This is a genomic window from Paraburkholderia sp. (assembly GCF_047605525.1).
In the GTDB taxonomy this organism is placed as follows: Bacteria; Pseudomonadota; Gammaproteobacteria; order Burkholderiales; family Burkholderiaceae; genus Paraburkholderia.
This window is the reverse complement of record NZ_JASGFN010000002.1, coordinates 135,859-156,437: the sequence shown is the minus strand read 5'-3', so window position 1 is coordinate 156,437 and position 20,579 is coordinate 135,859. Positions and strand designations below refer to the sequence as shown.

At 62.8% G+C, this 20,579-nt stretch carries 16 protein-coding genes and 2 pseudogenes; 12 read left to right on the top strand and 6 right to left on the bottom strand.

Annotated elements, in window-relative coordinates; all coding sequences use genetic code 11:
- Positions 1–25 precede the first annotated feature (25 nt).
- The gene (gene gcvA, locus QM685_RS03055; RefSeq protein ID WP_415112594.1) at positions 26–925 is read right to left on the bottom strand and encodes a transcriptional regulator GcvA; all 900 of its coding nucleotides are present in this window, start codon (positions 923–925) and stop codon (positions 26–28) included.
- A 144-nt stretch (positions 926–1,069) separates the two neighbouring features.
- On the opposite strand from gcvA, the gene QM685_RS03050 reads away from it, so the two are divergent.
- The 7 genes and pseudogenes from QM685_RS03050 to QM685_RS03020 all read left to right on the top strand — a co-directional run.
- On the top strand, positions 1,070–2,389 hold the full coding sequence (locus QM685_RS03050) for an adenylosuccinate synthase (protein WP_415113098.1): 1,320 nt from the start codon (positions 1,070–1,072) through the stop codon (positions 2,387–2,389).
- Positions 2,390–2,780: 391 nt separating this feature from the next.
- Positions 2,781–4,187: an SAM-dependent methyltransferase gene (locus QM685_RS03045; protein ID WP_415112592.1), complete on the top strand. Its 1,407-nt coding sequence runs from the start codon at positions 2,781–2,783 to the stop codon at positions 4,185–4,187.
- A gap of 1 nt (position 4,188) precedes the next feature.
- Positions 4,189–5,526: a sensor histidine kinase gene (locus QM685_RS03040; protein ID WP_415112590.1), complete on the top strand. Its 1,338-nt coding sequence runs from the start codon at positions 4,189–4,191 to the stop codon at positions 5,524–5,526.
- A 7-nt stretch (positions 5,527–5,533) separates the two neighbouring features.
- Positions 5,534–6,126 (top strand): annotated as a pseudogene (locus QM685_RS03035) (response regulator).
- Positions 6,123–7,157: a response regulator gene (locus QM685_RS03030; RefSeq protein WP_415112588.1), complete on the top strand. Its 1,035-nt coding sequence runs from the start codon at positions 6,123–6,125 to the stop codon at positions 7,155–7,157. Before QM685_RS03035 ends, QM685_RS03030 begins: the two are co-directional and overlap by 4 nt.
- 929 nt (positions 7,158–8,086) lie before the next feature.
- Positions 8,087–9,226 carry a succinylglutamate desuccinylase/aspartoacylase family protein gene (locus QM685_RS03025; protein WP_415112586.1) on the top strand — a complete coding sequence of 380 codons (1,140 nt, stop codon included), beginning with the start codon at positions 8,087–8,089 and terminating at the stop codon, positions 9,224–9,226.
- Positions 9,227–9,606: 380 nt separating this feature from the next.
- Positions 9,607–9,792, top strand: a pseudogene (locus tag QM685_RS03020) (YncE family protein); the annotation flags it as partial.
- 21 nt (positions 9,793–9,813) lie between these two features.
- Here the strand turns inward: QM685_RS03020 and nhaR are convergent.
- Positions 9,814–10,710 (bottom strand): transcriptional activator NhaR, encoded by an 897-nt coding sequence (nhaR, locus tag QM685_RS03015; RefSeq protein WP_415112584.1) that lies wholly within the window; start codon positions 10,708–10,710, stop codon positions 9,814–9,816.
- 147 nt (positions 10,711–10,857) lie between these two features.
- Here nhaR and QM685_RS03010 point away from each other — a divergent pair, with 147 nt between their 5' ends.
- The 3 genes from QM685_RS03010 to QM685_RS03000 all read left to right on the top strand — a co-directional run bounded on the left by QM685_RS03010 (position 10,858) and on the right by QM685_RS03000 (position 13,826).
- Positions 10,858–11,340, top strand: a complete 483-nt coding sequence (locus QM685_RS03010; protein WP_415112582.1) for a CBS domain-containing protein — start codon at positions 10,858–10,860, stop codon at positions 11,338–11,340.
- 91 nt (positions 11,341–11,431) lie between these two features.
- A complete protein-coding gene (locus QM685_RS03005; RefSeq protein WP_415112580.1) occupies positions 11,432–12,397 on the top strand; it encodes a Tim44 domain-containing protein in 966 nt (321 codons plus the stop codon).
- A gap of 865 nt (positions 12,398–13,262) precedes the next feature.
- Positions 13,263–13,826 carry a hypothetical protein gene (locus QM685_RS03000; RefSeq protein WP_415112578.1) on the top strand — a complete coding sequence of 188 codons (564 nt, stop codon included), beginning with the start codon at positions 13,263–13,265 and terminating at the stop codon, positions 13,824–13,826.
- Positions 13,827–13,884: 58 nt separating this feature from the next.
- Here the strand turns inward: QM685_RS03000 and QM685_RS02995 are convergent, their stop codons facing one another.
- The 4 genes from QM685_RS02995 to QM685_RS02980 all read right to left on the bottom strand — a co-directional run bounded on the left by QM685_RS02995 (position 13,885) and on the right by QM685_RS02980 (position 18,193).
- Positions 13,885–14,604, bottom strand: a complete 720-nt coding sequence (locus tag QM685_RS02995; protein ID WP_415112576.1) for an aldolase — start codon at positions 14,602–14,604, stop codon at positions 13,885–13,887.
- Positions 14,605–14,608: 4 nt separating this feature from the next.
- The gene (locus QM685_RS02990) at positions 14,609–15,958 is read right to left on the bottom strand and encodes an MFS transporter (RefSeq protein ID WP_415112574.1); all 1,350 of its coding nucleotides are present in this window, start codon (positions 15,956–15,958) and stop codon (positions 14,609–14,611) included.
- Positions 15,959–16,059: 101 nt separating this feature from the next.
- Positions 16,060–16,944 carry a LysR family transcriptional regulator gene (locus tag QM685_RS02985; protein WP_415112572.1) on the bottom strand — a complete coding sequence of 295 codons (885 nt, stop codon included), beginning with the start codon at positions 16,942–16,944 and terminating at the stop codon, positions 16,060–16,062.
- Between the two features lie 211 nt (positions 16,945–17,155).
- A complete protein-coding gene (locus tag QM685_RS02980; protein ID WP_415112570.1) occupies positions 17,156–18,193 on the bottom strand; it encodes a LacI family DNA-binding transcriptional regulator in 1,038 nt (345 codons plus the stop codon).
- A gap of 268 nt (positions 18,194–18,461) precedes the next feature.
- Between QM685_RS02980 and hisD the strand changes: the two genes are divergently transcribed.
- Positions 18,462–19,775, top strand: coding sequence for a histidinol dehydrogenase (gene hisD / locus QM685_RS02975; protein WP_415112568.1), 1,314 nt, complete (start codon positions 18,462–18,464; stop codon positions 19,773–19,775).
- A 33-nt stretch (positions 19,776–19,808) separates the two neighbouring features.
- Positions 19,809–20,576 (top strand): SDR family NAD(P)-dependent oxidoreductase, encoded by a 768-nt coding sequence (locus QM685_RS02970; protein WP_415112566.1) that lies wholly within the window; start codon positions 19,809–19,811, stop codon positions 20,574–20,576.
- The last annotated feature ends 3 nt before the right edge of the window (positions 20,577–20,579 follow it).

Here is a 20,579-nt window from a genome sequence, read left to right as displayed (position 1 = left end):
AAGGCAGCCCGTTCACGGTCGCTCACTATGCGTTGCGTGAGAAACGCTGCCCCAGTTCGCGCAACCACGTCAGAAAGATATCGATGGCGGGATCTTCGAGGCGCGCATGGCGGACGTAGCTGCAATAGCGCCATGCCGGCAAGGCCGGGCCGTCGAACGGAAACACGAGACGGCCCTCTTCCACATCGAGCGCGACGAGCGCGGTCGGGCCCATCGCGATACCCAGGCCGTCAATGGCGGCTTGCAAGGTCAAATAAAAGTGGTCCAGTTGCCGGGAATTGCGCGCGGCAAGCCGGGGATTGCCGCACGCCGCAAGCCATTCGGCCCACAGGCCGGGATAGGTCGCCGTATGCAGCAGGGTGTGATGCGCGAGGTCCGAGACGTCGTGTATCGGATGAGATTGCAACACCTTCGGCGAACACACCGGCAGCCGCACTTCCGACAGAAATTCGTTGACCACGTACCCCGCCGGTTTCTGCTCGCTGCCGCGAATCGCCACATCGCATTCGTCGCGTAGCCTTTCGATCGGTTCGTCCGACGTGGTCAGTCGGACTTCCACCGCCGGATTGGTCAACTGGAAGCTGGAAAGCTGCGGCAATAGCCAGCGCAACGCGAAGGTAGTGGGCGCATTGACCTTGATGATCTGCTGTCGCGTGACCCGGATCTGTTCATGGGTCGCCAGCGCGATGCGGTCGAGCGCCGCCGATATCTCCGACAGATAAGCGCGCCCCGGCGCGGTCAGCACGACCCTTCGGCCGCGGCGTTCAAACAGCTCGTGTCCCAACCAGGCCTCCAGTTGTCCCACTTGCCGGCTAACGGCCCCGTGCGTGACGCAAAGCTCGTCCGCCGCGGCTGAAAAGCTCTCGAACCTGGCGGCGGCTTCAAATACGCGCAATGCGTTCAATGGTGGCAGGCGACGCGGCATGCGGCACACCTCTTTGTGAGTTTCTCTGACAAACGAGATGAGTTTATATCGATTTTCGTAGCCATAAGTGGCCTTTATATTGAGCTGGTCGGCGGCGGATCCGATTCCGGATCTGTTTGTTTAAGTCACCAGGAAGATTACCGTATGTCGAATGTTGTCGTGGTTGGCGCGCAGTGGGGCGATGAGGGCAAAGGCCGGATCGTGGATTGGCTCGCCGGGAACGCGGACATCGTGGTTCGCTACAACGGCGGCCACAACGCCGGTCATACGCTGGTGGTGAATGGTCAGACTTATAAACTGGCGCTGCTTCCGAGCGGTATCGTGCGCGGAAAGCCTGGTCTGATCGGCAACGGCGTCGCCCTCGATCCCGCGGCGCTGCTCGCGGAGATCGACCGGATGGCCGGGCTTGGCATCCGCGTAACGCCGGAGCTGTTGCAGATCGCCGGGACGGCTACGCTCGTCCTGCCGGTCCATCGCGCGATCGACGCCGCTCAGGAACGCTTGCGCGCCAGGCCGATCGGCACCACGCTGCGCGGTATCGGTCCGGCCTACGAAGACAAGGTCGGACGCCGGGGTTTGCGCGTCTGCGACCTGGCTGAACCGGAACTGCTCGCGCAAAAGCTCGATGTACTGCTCGCGCACCATAACGCGTGGTTGCGCGGCCTCGGTCTGGAGCCTTTCCAGCGAGACCCGATGTTGAGCGACCTGCTTTCGATGGCGCCGAGAATCCTGCCGTTCATCGGACGCGTGTGGGAACAGCTCGACAACGCCCATTCATCGGGCAAGCGCACGGTATTCGAAGGCTCGCAAGCCGTGATGCTCGACGTGGACTGGGGCAGCTATCCCTATGTGACGTCGTCGAGCACCGTCGCGGCCGCCGCGGCCAGCGGCACCGGCATCGCCCCGTCGCGGCTTGGGCAGGTACTGGGCGTCAGCAAGGTCTATGCAACGCGTGTTGGCGAAGGCCCTTTCACGTCCGAAGTGGGCGGCACCCTCGGTGATGTGCTCAGGCAGCGCGGCGGCGAGTATGGCGTCAATACCGGCCGCCCGCGTCGCTGCGGCTGGCTGGACACCGTGCAACTGCGCCAGGGCAGCAAGGTCGCCGGCATCGACCTGCTCGCGCTGACCAAGCTGGATGTGCTCGATGGCTTCGATTCGATCCACGTGTGCGTAGGCTACGAGCTCGATGGGAAGCGCATCGACTACCTGCCGCTCGGCGACGCCGAGCAGCAACGTCTGCGGCCGGTTCTCAGGCGCTTCGATGGCTGGGAAGGTTCGACCCGCGGCATCCGGTCTTATGGCGACCTGCCCCGCCAGGCGGCGGCATTGATCGAAGCGATTCAGCGGGAGGTCGGCATTCCGGTATCGATGATTACCACTGGCCCCGAACGTGATGACGCGATTGTCCTGCGGTCTCCATTCGTGGAAACGGACGACGCGGGAAAGCGGTGCTTTTCGTCGTGAACAGAGTTCGCGCCTCATCGGGTGGCGCCCTTTCGTCGAGCGCCGCCAGGTAGTTTCGCCGATGAAATTCGCGTCAGACGACAGCGTGCTTTTTTATCAGTAGAATGCTGCAATCGCAAAGATCCGTATTATTCCGAAACCGGCTGTCAGGCCCACCAGGCTAACGGCTCCCGTTAAAACCGTGACGCCATTAACACACGTGCTGTCGTGAGGTGACACAGGTCAGACAAATGAAGGAACGGGTTGCCGTGGCGGCAACTGAAATATCGATGGCGACGCTTCGTCACCCGAACCGGGAAAACCATCGACGCTGAGCTGGCCGGCCTGTTGGCCTGGGTATGGCACCAAATTTCAAACCAACTTCTCGTGGTACTTACCTGGCCGCAATACCGTGTATTCCAAAACGCAAATCGATCCGGTAGTGAGCTTCCGCAACTCGCAGGGTGAGCAGGTGCGGGGCACGATCATCAATCTCCAGCGCAAGTCCCTGGTGATGGAGGTCTACAACCCGTACTCGATTGTCCAGGTCAGTGAGGTGCTGAGCGACCTGTCGGTCAAGATGGGCGTGGAACACGCCTATTCGGGCAAGGCGGTCGTAATCAGCATGGTCAATACCGGCCTGACCGCCATCGTCTCGGTGACGCTGATCGCCGAGTGGCGGGAACTGAGTGGCGGCGTGCTGGAAGCGCGCGCGGTGGGGGAAGAAGCCCGCCAGTTCGTGCGGGACTGGGTCGAGCGTTTCCAGATCCGCCGCGACTACCAGATCGCGGTCAACCAGATCCGGGCTTTTCTCTCCGACATGTCGCGCTGGGTCGAACAGGCGGACCTGGCCGACACCATGCCGAAGGAAGGCAAAAGCCTGCGCGAGGACTTCTTCCTCGAACTGGCGTCGCCACTGATGGAAAGGACCAAGTTCTACTTCGACGAATTCGAAGGCGAGGCGCGCCTCGTCGACGAAGAGCTGGCGCCGGCACACCGCGCGTTTGCCCAGGCCGCGCTCCATCCGCTGCTGCTGCGTTCGCCGTTCGTCTTTCGCACCTTCACGAAGCCGCTCGGCTACGCCGGCGACTACCAGATGGTCAACCAGATGCTCGACGATCCCCGCCAGGGCCCGAGCACCTATTTCCAGATCGTCAACGCGGCCTTCCTGCAGACGGCCGTGGCCCGCGCGCACCGCAATCGCATCGAGCTGCTGGTGGACTACCTGACCCGGCTGGCCAATGAAGCGCGTGCCGCGGGGCGGCCGTTCCGGGTGCTGAACGTGGGTTGCGGCCCCGCTCAGGAAATCCAGCGCTTCATGCATGAATACGACGAACCGGAGTGGCTGACGTTCGAACTGCTCGACTTCAGCCAGGAGACCCTGGACTGGACGCGCGAGCGCCTTGCGTCCATCGCGCAGAAAACGGCCACGCGGATGACCATCAGCTATACGCATGATTCGGTCCACCACCTGCTCAAGCGCCGGATGGACGCGGATGCATCGGACGTCCGCGAGTTCGACGCGGTCTATTGCGCCGGCCTGTTCGACTACCTGTCGGACAAGGTCTGTGCCCGGCTGAACCAGCACTTCGCCAGCCGCATCAAACGGGGCGGCCGCCTGCTGGTCACCAATGTCCACGCCGACAACCCGGAGCGCTTCAGCATGGAGCACGTGCTGGAGTGGTATCTGATCTATCGCAATGAGTCACAGATGGCCGAAATCATGCCGGAGAACTGCGGCGAGCCGCGCCTGTACACGGACGCGACCGGGGTTAACGTGTTTGCCGAGGTGACGATCGGCCAGCAACCCGTAGCCTGAAATGACAACCTCCGTGGCTGGGCTACATTCGGATTATCGCGAAGAGCTGCGCGACTATCGGCTGCTGTGCAGCAAGGCTGGCGGCCTGACCGTGATCGTGCTGGTGCTGATGGGCGTGGCGATGGACTATGTCGTGTATCCGGCCGAGCAGAAGCACTTCGCCATCATTCGGGTGCTGACCAGCGCGGTCATCGGCCTCGCATTGCTCTCGCTGTACACGGAAACGGGCAAGCGCCACGTGCAGGTCATCACCTTCTTCTGGCTGTTGCTGCCGCAGGCCATGATCTCCTGGATGATTTATGCCACGCAGGGCGAGCAGTCGCTGTTCTATGCCGGGCTCATGCTGACGATCTTTGCGGTGGGAATCCTGTTCCCTTCCGGCTACTGGCAGACGCTGGCATTCGGCCTCGCCACGGTCGGTCTCTACTACATCGCCTGCGTGGCCCATCCGGGCGGCATACAGGACCCGAGCAAGTTTCAGTTCCAGCTCATCCTGATCTTCTTCTGCGCGGTAGCCAGCTCCATTTACACCTACTTCAACGAGAAGGGCCGTTTCCAGCTTTTCCGGCTGAAGGACGAGGTGGCGCAGAAAAACGACCAGCTCGCCCGTACCAATGAAAGCCTGGCGCAGATCAAGGGCCAGTTGCTGCAACAGGAAAAGATGGCGGCAATCGGTACGTTGTCCGCGGGGCTGCTCCACGAGGTCAATAACCCGGTGAACTTCTGCCTGATGGCCATCGAAGTAGCGATGGAGGAACCGCAGGCCAAGGAGAATCCGTCGCTGCAGGAGTGCCTGATGGATGCCAGGCAGGGCATGCATCGCATCCAGCATATCGTGTCGGACCTGAAGACCTTTGCCTACCGCAAGCCCGGCGCGGCGGCGGAAGACGTGCCGTTCCTGTTCGAGAAGGCGCTCGACTCGTCGATCCGGCTGAGCGCGCACGAGTTGCGCGGCGTGAGCGTCACGCGCGAACTGCCCGCCGACACCCTCGTGCTGGGCGACGAAGCCGCCATCATCGGCGTGCTCATCAACCTGTTCTCGAATGCCGCTCTGGCCATGCAGAAGGCCGGCACCGTGTCGCCGCAGGTCCATGTCACCGCGCAATGGCGCGGCGACCGGTTGCACGTGAATGTGCGCGACAACGGCCCGGGAATCGCCGCGGAGAATCTGGCGCGGGTGTTCGAACCGTTCTTCACTACCCGCGAAGTCGGCCAGGGCTTGGGCCTTGGCCTGTCCATCAGCTACGCGGTGGTGGAGCGGCACGGCGGCACGCTGTATGCGGAAAGCCAGTTGGGCAAGTGGGCCGCGTTCAATTTCGATCTGCCGCGTGTCGAGTGATGTCGAGATGAGAGAGACCCAGCAAGCGCGACACACTGTCGTCTATGTCGATGATGAGGAATTGGCCCGCAAGTACTTTGCGCGCTCGGCCGGCGGCGCCTATGAAGTGCTGCTCGCCGGCAGCGCGGACGAGGCCGTGTCGATCCTGCGCCGCGAAGGCGCGCGGGTGGCGATCCTGGTGACCGACTTCCGCATGCCGGGCCGGCATGGCGACGACCTGCTGCGGCAGGTCTCTCAGGAGTATCCGCATATCGTGCGGATCCTGGTGACAGCCTACGCGGACAACGACGCGCTGCTGGAAACGGTCAATTCCGGCGAGGTGTTTCGAATCCTGGAGAAGCCGCTGGGCGTGGGCACGGTCCGCGAGGTGCTGGCATCGGCGATAACGGCCCTGACCTTACGCCGGAAGTGATGCAGCGCCTGCTGATCGACCTCGTTATCGCGAGCGCCGGCGTTAACGGCTTCGGCATGATTTTCCGCAACCGCGGCATGCAGTCCTTCGGCGCGAGCATCAGGATCGCATCCGCGTCCGGCGCCGGCACGACCGTGACGCCGGAATTCCCAAATTTCAAGGATCGAATGCACAGGAGTTACCCTTGAGCGATACGATTGCCAACCAGACACCGCCCCCGGCGATTCTGTTCGTTGATGACGAAGCCACCGCGGTCAAATACTTCGAGCGCGCCATCGGCGCGATCGCGCCGGTGGTGACGGGCGCCTCCGTCGAGGACGGCAAGGCAATACTGGATGCCCACGCCGCCAGCCTGGCCGTGCTGGTATCCGACCAGCGCATGCCGGGCGAATACGGCAACGAACTTCTGCGCTATGCGCGCGATCGCTATCCCCACATCGTCCGGATCCTGACGACGGCCTATTCGGAGCTGGACCAGACCGTCGAGGCCGTCAATCAAGGCCAGATACATCGCTATATCAAGAAGCCGTGGGACATCAGCGCGCTGCGCATGGAGATGAAGCAGGCGCTGGAGCTGTCGGGACTGCGCAAGGAACGCGACCAGCTCGTGCGCGAGAAGCTGGGCGTGCTGCAGACGCAGACCGTGGCCACCCGCATCGGCATCGTGCACACGCTGTGCGCCAGCCTGATCGGCCCGGGCCGCTTCCAGCCGGTGGAAACCTACCTGGCCGGCACCGACCTGGCGGGTACACGCAATGTGGAGCCGGACTGGCAGCGTATGGACTACGCCGACCTGGTGCATGCCGAGAGCGAACGCAGCGGCAGCTTCGGCCACGCGGTCGGCATGCGCCTCGCGGACCTGCGCACGCGGAATGCGGGGCGCGGCGCGGCCGATGCGGTGCAGATCTTCACCGAAGCCCTCGGCGCCACGGTACGCGGCGATGGCGATGCGCTGATCTGGACTTCGCCGGCCACGCTGAGCGAATTCCTCACCCGGCCGGTGGGTCAGGCCGTATCGGCCGAGCACGCGACCTGGCTGGCCTGCCTGCTGTGGCTGGAAGAAGCCGGCGGCGCCCTGCAGTTCGCGCGTGATGGCGACGCCATCGTCTGCCGCGCCGGCACACGCGCCGCCAGTTTCGCGGCCGACCGCCTGGCAGTCTGGATCGAGCGGTTCTCGGAGCCGGCGTTCGACCAGGGGAAGGAAACGAATCGCGCTTAAAAGGGGTAACGGGCGGTGAGCGGCCCGGAAGGGTCGGTTTCGGCCGACTACATCGGGCGACAGTCGGCCACTTTCCGCCGCTCGCCCGTTGCACAAATCAGTCACTCGAACAGCTGTGCAACTCCGAAAACCATCGATGGCCGACGCGGGCGTCCCGGCGTTTACGGCCGCTGGGTCAACATGATCAGCGTTGCCCTTGCTAAGGAGGATGAAAAGAGGGCACTGAGATAGCGACGACAGGCACGACCGCTTTTCACCCCTGGACGCCGCCTACAGCCAGACTCTCGAACAGCGGGGTTAGGCAGATTGCCCGCATCGGCCGCAACTGCGCGCTAATCCCTTTCCCAGCGCCATCGGGTTGGTTCGCCTTTCATCCAGCACACAATTGTAAAGCCCGCGACTAGCACTGCGACGATAGAGCCGAACGCCACCGGATGCACGGCCGGATGAAAGAACGCCGCATCGGTCCATACCAGTCCGACGAACACGACCAGTGCGACCCAACCCTGCCAGCGCACTGGCCATCCCCAACCCCATCCGCGTCGTTTCGAGGGGAACCAGTATCCTTGAGTGAGTGGCATCGTCCTTCCCTCACGCGAGTCAGTTTCTTCTATCTTCGCATGTGCGAGGGCGGCCGAGCGAGAGGTGAATGCGCAGAGTGAAGTGCCGCTTCGAAGAGCGGCCGGTTTCGAGGACACGCTCGTGCGCGAGCCAATGATCGCAGGTTCTCGTAAGCTGTCGTCGGGCTTTCCAGATGGCGACAGTCCGTTTGGGGTCGACTCCGGAAGCTGGAGACTGACTCGGGACGCGCGATCGTCGACAAGCTTCGAATTTCCGGGGTCGGCCAGCTTCGGTCATTCGACCGAGGTTTAGAATTGGCGTTGTTTGGGTTTCCACACCGAATCTGCGTAGTCACTGAAAGGCCGGCGATGACGAAAGAAATACAACGGATCAGCCTCGAGGCTGGTTTCCCTGGGACCTGCCGTCAGATTACCGTGCATCGATATGGGACTCGCGGTGCTCGACCAAAGATCTATATTCAGGCTGGTCTACATGCCGAGGAGATCCCTGGCATGCTGACGATTGCACATTTAGCAAAACGTCTTGACGAGGCGGATTCGCGTGGAGAAATCCTTGGGGAAGTCGTGCTCGTTCCGTTCGTGAACCCCCTCGGCGCGGCCACCTGGATTAACGGCGTACTTGTCGGCAGGAATGATCTTGGCGGAGAAGGCAACTTCAATCGGCACTGGCCTTCAGTCGGAGAGAGCGTCGCGGCGGAAGCACAGCACAGACTTGGTGACGACGAAGCCGAGAATTTACAATTACTTCGTCGAATCCTCGAACGGCATGTGGACGACCTGCCCGATCAGACCGAAGTTCAGAAGATAAAAAAGACGGCGTTCCAACTTGCCTTTGATGCTGATGTTGTCATCGACGTGCATTGCGATCGGGATGCAATCATCCACGCGTACACCTATGAATCGACTTGGCCGCATGTCGCTGATCTCTGCGCGCAGACTGCGTGCGAAGCGGTTTTCCTTGAAGATGGGTTAGAAAACGCAGGCACTTCGACCGACCTGTTCACGGGCACGTGGGAGATTGTTCGGAAAGAGTTGGGGCACCTATTTCCCATTCCAATTGGCTGCCATTCAGTGACATTGGAACTGCGCGGGCAAGCTGATGTCTGCGACGAGTTTGCGTCTGCCGACGCGGACGCACTACTCAAATTCCTGCAACGTCGAGGAGTTGTCTCTGGCGATCCCGGACCGCTTCCCGAGCCACTATGCAAAGCCACAAGTCTGGATGCGACCGACCTCCTTGTCGCGCCACGAGGTGGGATTGTCACCTATAAGGTGCCGCTTGGCGCAAAAGTCTCGCGCGGTGCGGTGATCGCGGAAATCATCGATCCGAGTGCAGATGACCCGCTCGGATCTGCTACCGCAATTCGTACCAAAACTGACGGGATCGTAGCGACTCGGACGTTGATCCGATTCGTCCCCCGCGGAGAGGTGATTGGCAAAGTGGTGGGGACAGTCCGGCTTAGGTCGGGGCCATTGCTTGAACGTTAGGCTGCGCCGTGCTTCATGTCTATCTGCCAAAGCCGCCTGAATGGCCACTTCTGAGAAAAATCACTGACCGTTGCGAGTCGACTGCTGCCTAATGTCGATCGGTCAAGGCCGGGCCACGGCGCCAGTTCGACGTCGGACCGAGTTCGGCCAAAAGCCGACGTGCGCGCAACACCGAAAACCGTCGTTCCTGCGACCGTTTTAATCCTGGAGCGGTCGGATGGTCGGCGCCACGTTTTACTTGCGGCCATGTTCGCAATCTGTCGGGCTATCGGGCGATATTAACCGGCATCTTGGCCCTGTCATGCGGGCCCACGCCGGAGACTAGCGCAGCGCGACGGTGGGGCCATCACTCTCAACGAGATCACGGTGATTAGTGAACCGTACCCAGACCCGACGACGTGGAGCTCAGTGCCGACAAGCGCTATCTATGAGGTGGGATTCAGGTTTGCGAGGCATGTTGGCGTGATTGATATGACCACGCACAACCTGATCGACACAATTGCGTTGTAGGCCGTTCGCCGCACGGCATCTTTTTCGACATCTGTGCGCCAGTCGTCGCGCCTAATCCAGGCCAGGAAACGCCGTTCCTACTCATTGAACAGTTCGCTTCGCGCCGCACTCATGATCGTCGCGACCGCGGGATGACTGATGTGGCGCTCGATCGAAATCGCAAAGAACTCTTCGACGATCGTCTTGATCTGCCCGATCATCGTCAGCCTGTGCTCGGCCTTTAACTGACTCTCCAGCACAGTGGGTGCGAACAGCAGGCCGCGGCCTTCGCGGCCGAACGCCATGGCCATCGCCCCGTCGTCGAATTCGCCGACGATGTGCGGCGATATGGCATGTGACGCAAGCCAGTGATCCAGCTTGCGACGCACGGCCGATTCCGTGCCCGGCAGTAGCACCGGCAGCTGGCCGAGCAGCAGCGGGAAGCGTTTCTTGCCGCTCTTGATCAGCGTCTGCGCCCCGAAGCAGCCCAGCGTCGAACGGCCGAGGCGGTGGTTGAACGCCTTGATGTTGACGTCGGCGGGAATGGGGGCGTCCGTGATGATCATATCGAGGCGATGCACAGCCAGTTGCGCAAGCAGCGCATGCAGCTTGCCTTCGTGACAGATCATGCGTACCGGTACTGAAGCGCTCAGCGCGGGTTCCAGTAGCCGGTACGCGATCGCCTTCGGAACCGAATCTGCAATTCCGACACGAAACCGCATTTGCGCACCGGATTCGTTCTCGCGCCGCACCGCGCTCTCAAGCTCCGAGCCCAAAGAGAATATTTCGTCCGCGTAATCGAGCACCAACCGGCCAGCATCGGTCAATTCGATGGTGCGCCCGCTCTTCCTGAACAGTTTTCTATCCAGCGCTTCCTCGAGCAGCTTGATCTGGCCGCTCAGTGTTTGCGGCGAGATATGCAACTGCTCGCCCGCCCGGACGATTGCTCCTGCGTGCGCCGTGACCCAGAAGTAATGCAGATGTTTGAAGTTCACGCTCCCTCCGTCGATCGGTCAACGCTACGGTTTTTTCGATGTATTGGCAATAAAAATACGAATTTTCTATTCGATCCGGTTCGGATAGATTGAAGCCTCGGTCGTGAACGTCAACGCGCGGCTATCGATAACGGACAAAGGTGATCTATGACATCGGTTGCGCAATTTCTTCGCTTAAAAGTTTCGCAGACAGTGTGGGCCACGGAGGCGTCTGCATCGGTATACGACGCGATCGCGATCATGGCGTACCGGAAGGTGGGCGCGCTGATCGTCGCACATCAGGGGCGCCTCGCCGGCATCGTCACGGAGCGCGACTACGCACGGAAAATCGTGCTAATGGACCGTTCCTCAAGGGATACGCCCGTGCGCGACATCATGACGGCGGAGGTGCGCTACGTCAGTCCGCATCAGACCACCGACGAATGCATGGCGGTCATGACAGAACATCGCATACGGTATCTGCCCGTGATTACGGCGGGGCAGGTGATTGGAATGGTGTCGATCGGCGACCTGATCAAGAACCAGATTGCCGAGCAGGAACACACCATCCGGCAACTGGAGCACTACATCCATGGCAACGGCTTTCACGCTGGCCGTAACGGCGTGCAGACACAATCGGCGCAACTATGATGACCTGGAAATATTACTATTCGTAATTTAAAGCGCTTGCTTTGCGGGCGCGCGATCCAGGTATCCCCGACTCACCACTGGAGAGATTTTTATGTTCACGCAATTCGTCAATCAATTTCGACGTGCTGCCGGTTCGGTGACGCGCGGGACCGCGGCGCTCGGTCTGGCGGGCCTGCTCGCGCTTGGCGCCGTGGCATCGAACGATGCCGAAGCGAAGCGGGTGGGCGGCAGTCAAAGTATCGGGCGTCAGTCACAGACGGCGTCACCGTCTGGGCAAACGCAGCGAAGCCAGCAAGCCCAGCCGGCGCAACAGACCGCGCAGACGCCTGCTGCCGCGGCCGGTAACCGCTGGATGGGCCCGCTTGCCGGCCTCGCCGCTGGCCTTGGAATTGCGGCGCTGCTGTCGTCGCTTGGCTTGGGTGAAGGGCTGGCGCAAATGCTGTCGAATGCGCTGCTGATCGGCCTCGTGGTTCTCGCGGGCGTGATGTTATTCCGCTTTATCGCCAACCGACGCCGTCCGGATCTGGCTTATGGGCATGGCGCGGCGAACCGGCAGCAGACCGACGGTTCATCGCTGTTCAACCAGTTTGGCCATGCGCGGTCTGACGCGAGGTCGGACAACTGGCCGGCTGCCGCGACGGGTTCGAGGGGAGTTGCAGGCGCCGTGAAGGCTCCGGAGCTCTCGTCTGGGTCCGACCAGTCTGCCTTTCTGGCATCGGCGAAGACTCTGTTCATGCGTCTTCAGAGCGCATGGGACCGGAACGATCAGGGCGACATGTTCGAGTTGACGACGCACGACATGTTCATGCGGCTCAAGCAGGATCTGGAAGCTCAAGGCGGAAAGCCGGGTGTGACAGAAGTGACGCAACTCGACGCCGAAGTGCTGGGCACGGAGAGCAACGCCGATGAAGCGCTGATCAGCGTGCGCTTCTACGGTCAGATGCGAGAGGACGACGCACAGACTGCCGAGCCGTTCCAGGAGATCTGGAATCTGGTGAAGAACGCGCAGGGCGGCCAGGCGTGGCGCCTGGCGGGTATCCAGCAGATCAACCACTGAACGCGCATTGTTGTAAGGGCATCGGCCGGCTGCATGTCAGCAGGCCGATGCCGTTGGTATTGCTCGGCAGTCGCCGTTGCACAACAGTGACTGAATCGTTTCTTCCCTGCATGCCGGGCTCGACGCCAGTTCAAGTGGCAGGACGATTGTCGGCGATGTTGACTCAGATGTCGACCGACGCAGTTTGGCCGCAAGGTCTGCTCGCCGTGCTCAGGTTCCAGTCCCGTCGTAAGCTGGCCCAAGCAGCACCTCACACCATTTGGCTGGAAAACCTCTTAAAGGATCGCCCTTGCTGCAGAGAAATAGCAGTGCATATGCACCCTCCTTTGGTGTTCGTAGATATTGGGGAATCGAATCCTCGCCCGGCCCCGTCCCACGGCATCATCGTGGGGTTGGGCTTTCGCCTTTGATCTGTCGAACGTTTGCATTTGACCAGATTCAGGAAGCAACGCACTTCCTTGAATCTAATGAACAAGTCGGGAAGATCGTCGTCACCTTAGAATGAGTGCGCTTTGAACATTGGTGCCCTGGTTGTCAGAACGGCCGTAGCAATCATCCAGTACCCGTTTCGATTTGGCGGCTCGCAAGTCCTAGTCGTTCGTGATCCCCGTTGTTAGACGTCTGAAAGGCGGTTGAGCTCGGGTAACGGACAATCGGAAGCTCGAGCGACGAGCGGCAGCGAAGGGTCGACCGCGGACTGCCGCGTCGGTCGACCCTCAACCATCTTCCGCCGCTCGCCTGAGCCACGCAGTGGTCACTCGAACGGCTGGTCCACTCCGAATGCCGCTCAAGTTTGACGATCTCATGCCGACAAAGCGTCTGTAATTCCATTCGACAAATCGATTTCGTCACCCGGAACACCCAGATGCAGAAACGACTACTCCCGATCCTTATCGTCAGCGCAAGCACGGCTTTTTTCGGCGGATGCGCCGCCACGTTGCAGACCCAGGACAATTCGTCCCCGGGTGAAAGGACCTCGGAATCCAGCATCGTCGTGCCGCCCGCTTCGACCCATACAGTCGTCCTGCGCATGACCGGATCGCAGGTAGCCACGGCCTCGTCCGACTGGCCGCGGGTACAGACTGAATGGCGGGAAGCCATGCAAGGTGCCGCGAACCCGGCGGGACTGACCTTCATCGATGAAACCGCGGGAACGACAACCCGGAGCGGTGCCGGCACAATCGTTGATGTCTATGTCGACGACTACCACTTCGTCTCGCAAGGTGCGCGGATCGCATTCGGAATCATGACGGGCAATGCCTTCATCCGAGCCAAGGTTACTTTCCGCGATCTGCAGACTGACCAGGTATTCGGGGAGCGCTCCTACAACACCAAGTCCTCGGCGTGGCAGGGCATCTTCGCACCGACTACCGACAGGCAGACCCGCGCCATCGTGGCTGATGTCGTCAAGCAGATCAATCCACGCTAGCGCATCGCGTAACTGCCGGCCAGATCGGGCGCATGGAAAACTGCTTGCGATTGCCTCATCACGACCCCGGCGTCGTAATCTGCCCGGCCCAATACGCGAAAGTTGCCCGGACGATCGAGGACTGCAGCAGAAAGTCGTGCGCGGCCGTCGCGAGATCCGCGCGCACCGGCTGGATCGTCCCGGCCGCCATGGCGAGCAGGACCTGTTCCGCCGCCTGCTCCATCGACACCGCGAGATAGATGCTCTCCTCTATCGACGCGCACGCGCAGATATAGCCATGATTGACGAGCAGCGCCGAACGGTAGTGGCCGAGCGCCGCCGTGATGATGCGCCCTTCTTCGTCGCCGATCGGCACACCCGGCCATTCGGCGAGGAACCCGCAGTCGTCGTGGAACATGCACGCGTCCATATGCGCGACGGGCAGCGGTATGCCCAGCATCGACAGCGCGGCAATGCTGCGCGGATGGGTGTGGACGATCGCGTGCACGTCGGGCCGATGGCGATAGACCCACGCATGAAACCGCACTGCCGGATTAGGCGCGCCCGCGCCTTCGAGCACGTTCAACTCATCGTCCACGAGGACCATCGACGCGGCACTCGAGCGTGCGAAGCTCTGGCCAAGCGCGGGCGTCCAGTAACCGCGGCACTGCGCGTCGCGCCACGTGACCTGCCCGGCCAGGCTCGCCATGTGGCCTTTCGCGTAGAGGATGCGGCACGCGTCGGCCAGCGTGTCGAGCGGCGCGCGGTCAAGGTCGTTTACGGTTGCACGGGACTTCATCGGTTCATTCTCCTCGAGTGCGCGTCGGCGCCTGGGTTGCATGGATTCGTACGGCGCCGCTCATGAGCCGCGTGCAGAGCGCCGCGACCAGCGCGAGCGCGGCGACGTACAGCGCGATCGCCAGCAGCCCGTGATAGCGCGCGGTGAGCGACGTCGCGACGATCGGCGCGAGGCCTCCGCCGAGCGCCGCCGCGAATTGAATGCCGATCGAAATGCCGGAGCAGCGCACGTTGACCGGAAACTGCGCAGCGAACAGCGCCGATTGCGGACCGAACAGAAGCGAATAGTTGATGCCGAGCGCGATCGCCATCGCACACTTTAGCGCGACGAGACTGCCGCCGTCGATCCAGCGCAGCAGCGGCACCACGCAGACCGCCATCGCCAGCGCGCCGCCCAGATAGAAGCGTCGCACGCCCACGCGGTCCGCGAGCCAGCCGAACAGCGGCAGCGTGACGATCTGCAGCGCGGCACCCATCATCACGGCGCCCAGCACGTCGGCGCGGCCGAAGCCGAGGCGCGTCGACGCATAGGCGATCATGAACACCGTGAGCACGTAATAGAGCGTCACCTCGGGCAGCTTCGCGCCGATCGCGAGCAGCAACGCCTTCTTGTGACGCGCGAGCAGTTGTAGGAGCGGCACGTCGCGCGGGCCGCCCACCGCGGCGGCGCGCTCGAACGCGGGCGATTCGCCGACGCTGCGCCGCACGAACGCACCGAGCCCGACGAGCAACGCGCTCGCGACGAACGGTACGCGCCACCCCCAGCTCTGGAACGCGGCTTCGGGAAGGCGGGTCAGCAGATTGAACGCGCCGGTCGACAGCAGCAGGCCGACCGGCGGCCCGATCTGCGGCAGGCTACCGAACAGCCCCGCGCGACTCGCGGGCGCATGCTCGACGGCCAGCAGCACCGCGCTGCCCATTTCGCCGCCGAGCGCGATGCCCTGCAGGATCCGCAGCGCGACGAGCAGCACCGCGGACCACACGCCGATCGCGGCATAGCCGGGGATCAGGCCGATCGCGACGGTCGAGCCGCCCATCAGGAATAACGAGACCATCAGCATCGAGCGGCGCCCGAGGCGGTCACCGAAATGGCCGAACAGAATCGCGCCGAGCGGCCGCGCGAGAAGCCCGGTCGCGAACGCACCGAACGACGCGAGCGTCGCGCTCGTCGGATCGAGGCTCGGGAAGAACTGCCGGTTGAACACGAGCGCCGCCGCGGTGCCGTACGCGATGAAATCGAAGCCTTCTATGATCGAGCCGGCGGTGGCCGAAAGGATCGCCTTGCCGCGCGCGCCCGGCGTGGAGCGGGGCGCCGCGCCGACGAGGCCGCCGAGCGTGGAAAGCGGTTCATTCACGGGATGTCTCCTGACGTATGGGACCGGCGTGGAACCGCCGAACTGCCGTCAGTATTCATCCCGCGCACGCCGCGAGCCATGCGTCCAGAAATAACTCTGGATTAACCGGGCGTTATGGCGGGCGTTATCGCGAGCGTGCCGATGCGCCGTGCAATCTCGAGCGCCGTATCGAACGCCAGCGAGGCGCGATGCCCCCTGCGCGACAGCGCGACCAGCCGGCGGCCCGGCATCGAGGGCAGAAGCCGGCGCCGCAGACCTCGATCCTCGACCATGTCACGCGGTAACGTCGACGGCAATACCGTGACGGCGTCGGTCATCGACACGAGCCGCAGGCTGAGTTCGAGGGAATCACATTCGATGTACGGCTGAACCGCGGCCCCGAATGCCCGCTCTACTATCCGACGCAGCGCATACGCGCGTGGCGGAACGATCAGCTTCATCGCCGCGAGGTTCGGAGCCGCGTCGGCGTCGGCTTCAACGTCGGCGTCGGGACCGGCGCGGGTATACAGCGTCAGTGTCTCCTCGAACAGCGGCTGGCTGACGAGATCCGGCCCGTCCACCGCGGTCTCGTAGACGAAACCGATATCGGCCCGGTCCCGTTCGATGCTCTCCACGACATTCGTGGAACTATCGCAATGGATCGTGAGGCGCAGGTCCGGGTAGTCGTCGAGCAGCTCGCGGCTCAGCATCGGCATGAACGACGCCACCAGCGTTTGTACCGCCGCGATCCGGAGCGTGCCGCCATGTCGCGATTGCAGCGACGAGCGCGCAAATGCCGTATCGAGCGCGTTGAGCAGCGGTTCGACTTCGAGAAACAGCGCGCGGCCGTCGGGCGTCAACTGCATCCCCCGTCCGTGCCGCAGGAACAGCGTCCTGCTGAGCGAGGCTTCGAGTGCTCGAATCTGCTTGCTGACCGCAGGTTGCGTCACACCGAGGATGTCGGCCGCCTCGCGCAGCGAATTCGCTCTCGCGACGGCAACAAACATGCGGAGCTGGATGTCCCGGCTGGCTGGAGCGTGCATGGAAGAGTCGAATAGCGGTCGTCGGAGATGCCGCCATCTTATCCGACGCCCGCCTCTCTCTGGCCACGCGCCTTTCCAGCCCGAAGAATGATGCGGACTCGCACGCGAGTCGTCACGTCGGCCTGGTGGCTATGGACGGTGGCTATGGATATTCGTTCGTGTCCGCGCCCCGCCATCACCCCTTCGGCGCGGCGCTCGTGCCTCTTACCACCAGTTCAATCGGCAGGCATTCGGATTCCGGCGGCGTCTCTTCTTTCACCCAGCGCAAAACGGCACGCGCCGCATGCACGCCGAGATCATAGGTCGGCAGCAGAACCGTGGTCAGCGACGGGGTGATCTGCGAGGAGATGGGTAGATCGTCGCAGCCGACAATCGACAACTGCCCGGGTACATCGATACCGCTATTCTGAGCCTCGAACAGACATCCCATCGCCAGTACGTCGTTTCCGCAAAAGACCGCGGTCGGCGCCGGCCGCAATTGCATCAGCATCTTGAGACCCGCACGCCCTCCTTCGTAGCCGAACGGCTGCTCGACGACGTTCGCTTCAGGCAACCGGATGCCGTTGTCCGCCAGCGTGCGCCTGAAGCCATCGACCCGTTGCCTCGCGCGATCGTTTTGGCGCGTGAAACCGGAAATCATCCCAAAGCGGCGGTGCCCGAGTTCGAACAGATGTTGCGCGGCAAGCCGACCGATCTCGCGATTATCGAAGCCGATGACGGGTGCGACGTTTTCCGTCCCGCCCGGTGCTTCTCCGGGGTAGGTCCACATCAGGAGCAACGCCACGCGGCTTGCCCGGATCAGTTCGAAGGTCTGCGGAGCATGATCGAGACCGACCAGAACGATGGCGTCGACCGACCGCTCGAGCAGCGCGCGGACAACTTCGATTTCCGCCGCCGGATTGTATTCGTGCGCGGAAATGAGCAGTTGATAGCCGGAACCGGACAGCGTGGATTGCAGGCCCTGGACCGCGCGCGCGAAGATCGCGTTGTCGAGAGTCGGCACGATCGCGCCCACCAGACGCCCGCGCCCGAGCGCCAGTGCCCGCGCCGAGCCATCCGGAACGTAACCCAGCGCGGCGATCGCGTCCTGTATGCGGGCTCGCGTGTCCGCCTTCACGACATCGGGGTTGGACAGCGCGCGCGAGACCGTCGATGTCGATACGCCGGCAAGAGCGGCGACATCGTTGATGCGGGCCCGGGACAATGTACTCATGACGCGCGGTGTGAGACTCGTTCGTTCAGTTAGCGGGATTCTAAACCAACGTCTGCAAGCGTAAGACAGAACGCGCCCATCCGGTCGTGGGTAAACACGGATAGAACCTCGTCGAGATCGGCCTATATTTGCATGCAAGCGCTTGCATTTCAACGCATGCTCTTGTCGGAAAGATTTAACGACGAACGAATTTGAGGGCTTTCGAGCCCTTTAAAAATTTCCAGAATGCAAGCGCTTGCATTTTTTGCAGATCACCGAGGAGAAGGTAATGAGCGCTGTCTACCTGAAGAAAGCGACCAAGACGCCCGAGAGTGAAACCGCGACCGCGCAGCAGGTGGTCGGCGAAATGCTTGCACGCATCGAGACCGGCGGCGAAGAGGCCGTGCGCGCCTACGCGAAGCAACTGGATCACTGGGAAGGCCCAATCATCGTGTCCGCCGGGGAAATCGAACGACGCGCCGCGGAAGTGCCCGCGCACGTGAGAGCAGATATCGACTTCGCCGCGCGCCAGGTGTTCGATTTCGCGGTCGCGCAGCGCCGTTCCATCGAAGACTTCGCCGTGGAGCTGTACCCCGGCGTCACCGCGGGCCAGAAGATCGTGCCCGTCAATGTGGTCGGATGCTACGCGCCCGCCGGACGATACGCGCACATCGCGTCCGCGTACATGACCGTCGCGACCGCGAAGGCGGCCGGCGTCGAGACGGTGATCGCGTGCTCCAGCCCATTTCGCGGCGGCGGCATCCACCCTTACGTGCTCTATGCGTTCAAGGCCGCCGGCGCCGATGTCGTCATGACGCTCGGTGGCGTTCAGGCGATTGCGTCGATGGCGCAAGGTCTCTTCACCGGCAAGCAGGCCGACGTGATCGTCGGGCCGGGCAACAAGTTCGTCGCGGAAGCCAAGCGGGCGCTGTTCGGCAAAGTGGGGATCGACGTGTTTGCCGGCCCGTCCGAAATCGCGGTGATTGCCGACGATACCGCCGACGCGCGGATCGTTGCCAGCGACCTGGTCGGCCAGGCCGAGCATGGCCACGAGTCGCCCGCATGGCTCCTCACCACCTCGAGGACACTCGCCGAGGATGTGATGCGGCTCGTGCCCGAGTTGATCGCCGGTCTTCCCCCAACCGCGCGTGACGCCGCGGGAGCCGCATGGCGAGACTACGGCGAAGTCGTGCTCTGCGACACGCGCGAAGAAGTCGTGGAAATCTCGGACCGCTATGCAGCCGAACACCTCGAAGTGCAGGCCGCGGATCTCGACTGGTGGCTCGAGCACCTGACCTGCTACGGCTCACTCTTTCTCGGCGAAGAGACCACGGTCGCATTCGGCGACAAAACCAGCGGACCCAACCACGTGCTGCCGACCAAGGGCGCCGCGCGCTACTCGGGCGGCCTGTCGGTTCACAAGTTCATCAAGACGCTGACGTGGCAGCGCATGACGCGCGACGCGGCCGGGCGGATCGGCGCAGTGACCGCGCGCATCTCCCGGCTCGAAGGCATGGAAGCGCACGCCCGCACCGCCGACGACCGGCTGCGCAAGTACTTTCCGAACGACCAGTTCGTGCGCGGCGAACCGGTTCTGGTTTGACGCAGCGCGCTCACACGTGCAAAGGAGTTCGACTTGAACATACACGGCATGTTCGATCTGCACGGCCGCACCGCGCTCGTCACGGGCGGCAACGCCGGGATCGGCGCCGCACTGGCGCGCGCACTGGGTTTGGCGGGCGCCCGCGTCGTGCTCGTCGCGCGCCGGCGTGCCGCGCTCGACGCCACCGCGAGCGCGTTGCAGGCAGAAGGTATCGATGCGCACACGAGCGCCTGCGACCTGAGCGATCTTGCGGCCGCTCGCGCATGCGCCGTCGAAGCGGTAGAGCGGCATGGATCGATCGACATTCTCGTCAATGCGGCCGGCGTCAACCTGCGTCAGACGTTCGAGGAAATCACGCCGGATAGCTGGCAACAGCAGCTCGCGATTCATCTGGGCGCGCCGTTCTTCCTGACCCAGGCACTGGCGCCGCATATGAAGGCGAACGGCTACGGCCGCGTCATCAATATCGCGTCGCTGCAATCGTATCGCGCGTTCAGCAACAGCGCGCCCTATGGCGCCGCGAAGGGCGGCGTCGTGCAGTTGACGCGCGCGATCGCCCAGGCGTGGTCCGTGCACGGCATCACCTGCAATGCCATCGGCCCCGGCTTCTTTCCGACCGCGCTGACCGCGGCGGTTTTCGACGATCCGGAGCTCGCGGACCGTCACGCGGCGCAGACCTGCATCGGTCGCAATGGGCGCCTCGAGGACCTTTACGGCGTGGCCGTCTTTCTCGCCAGCGACGCGTCGGCCTATATCACCGGGCAGACCATCATGGTCGACGGCGGTTATACGGCGCGATGAGCG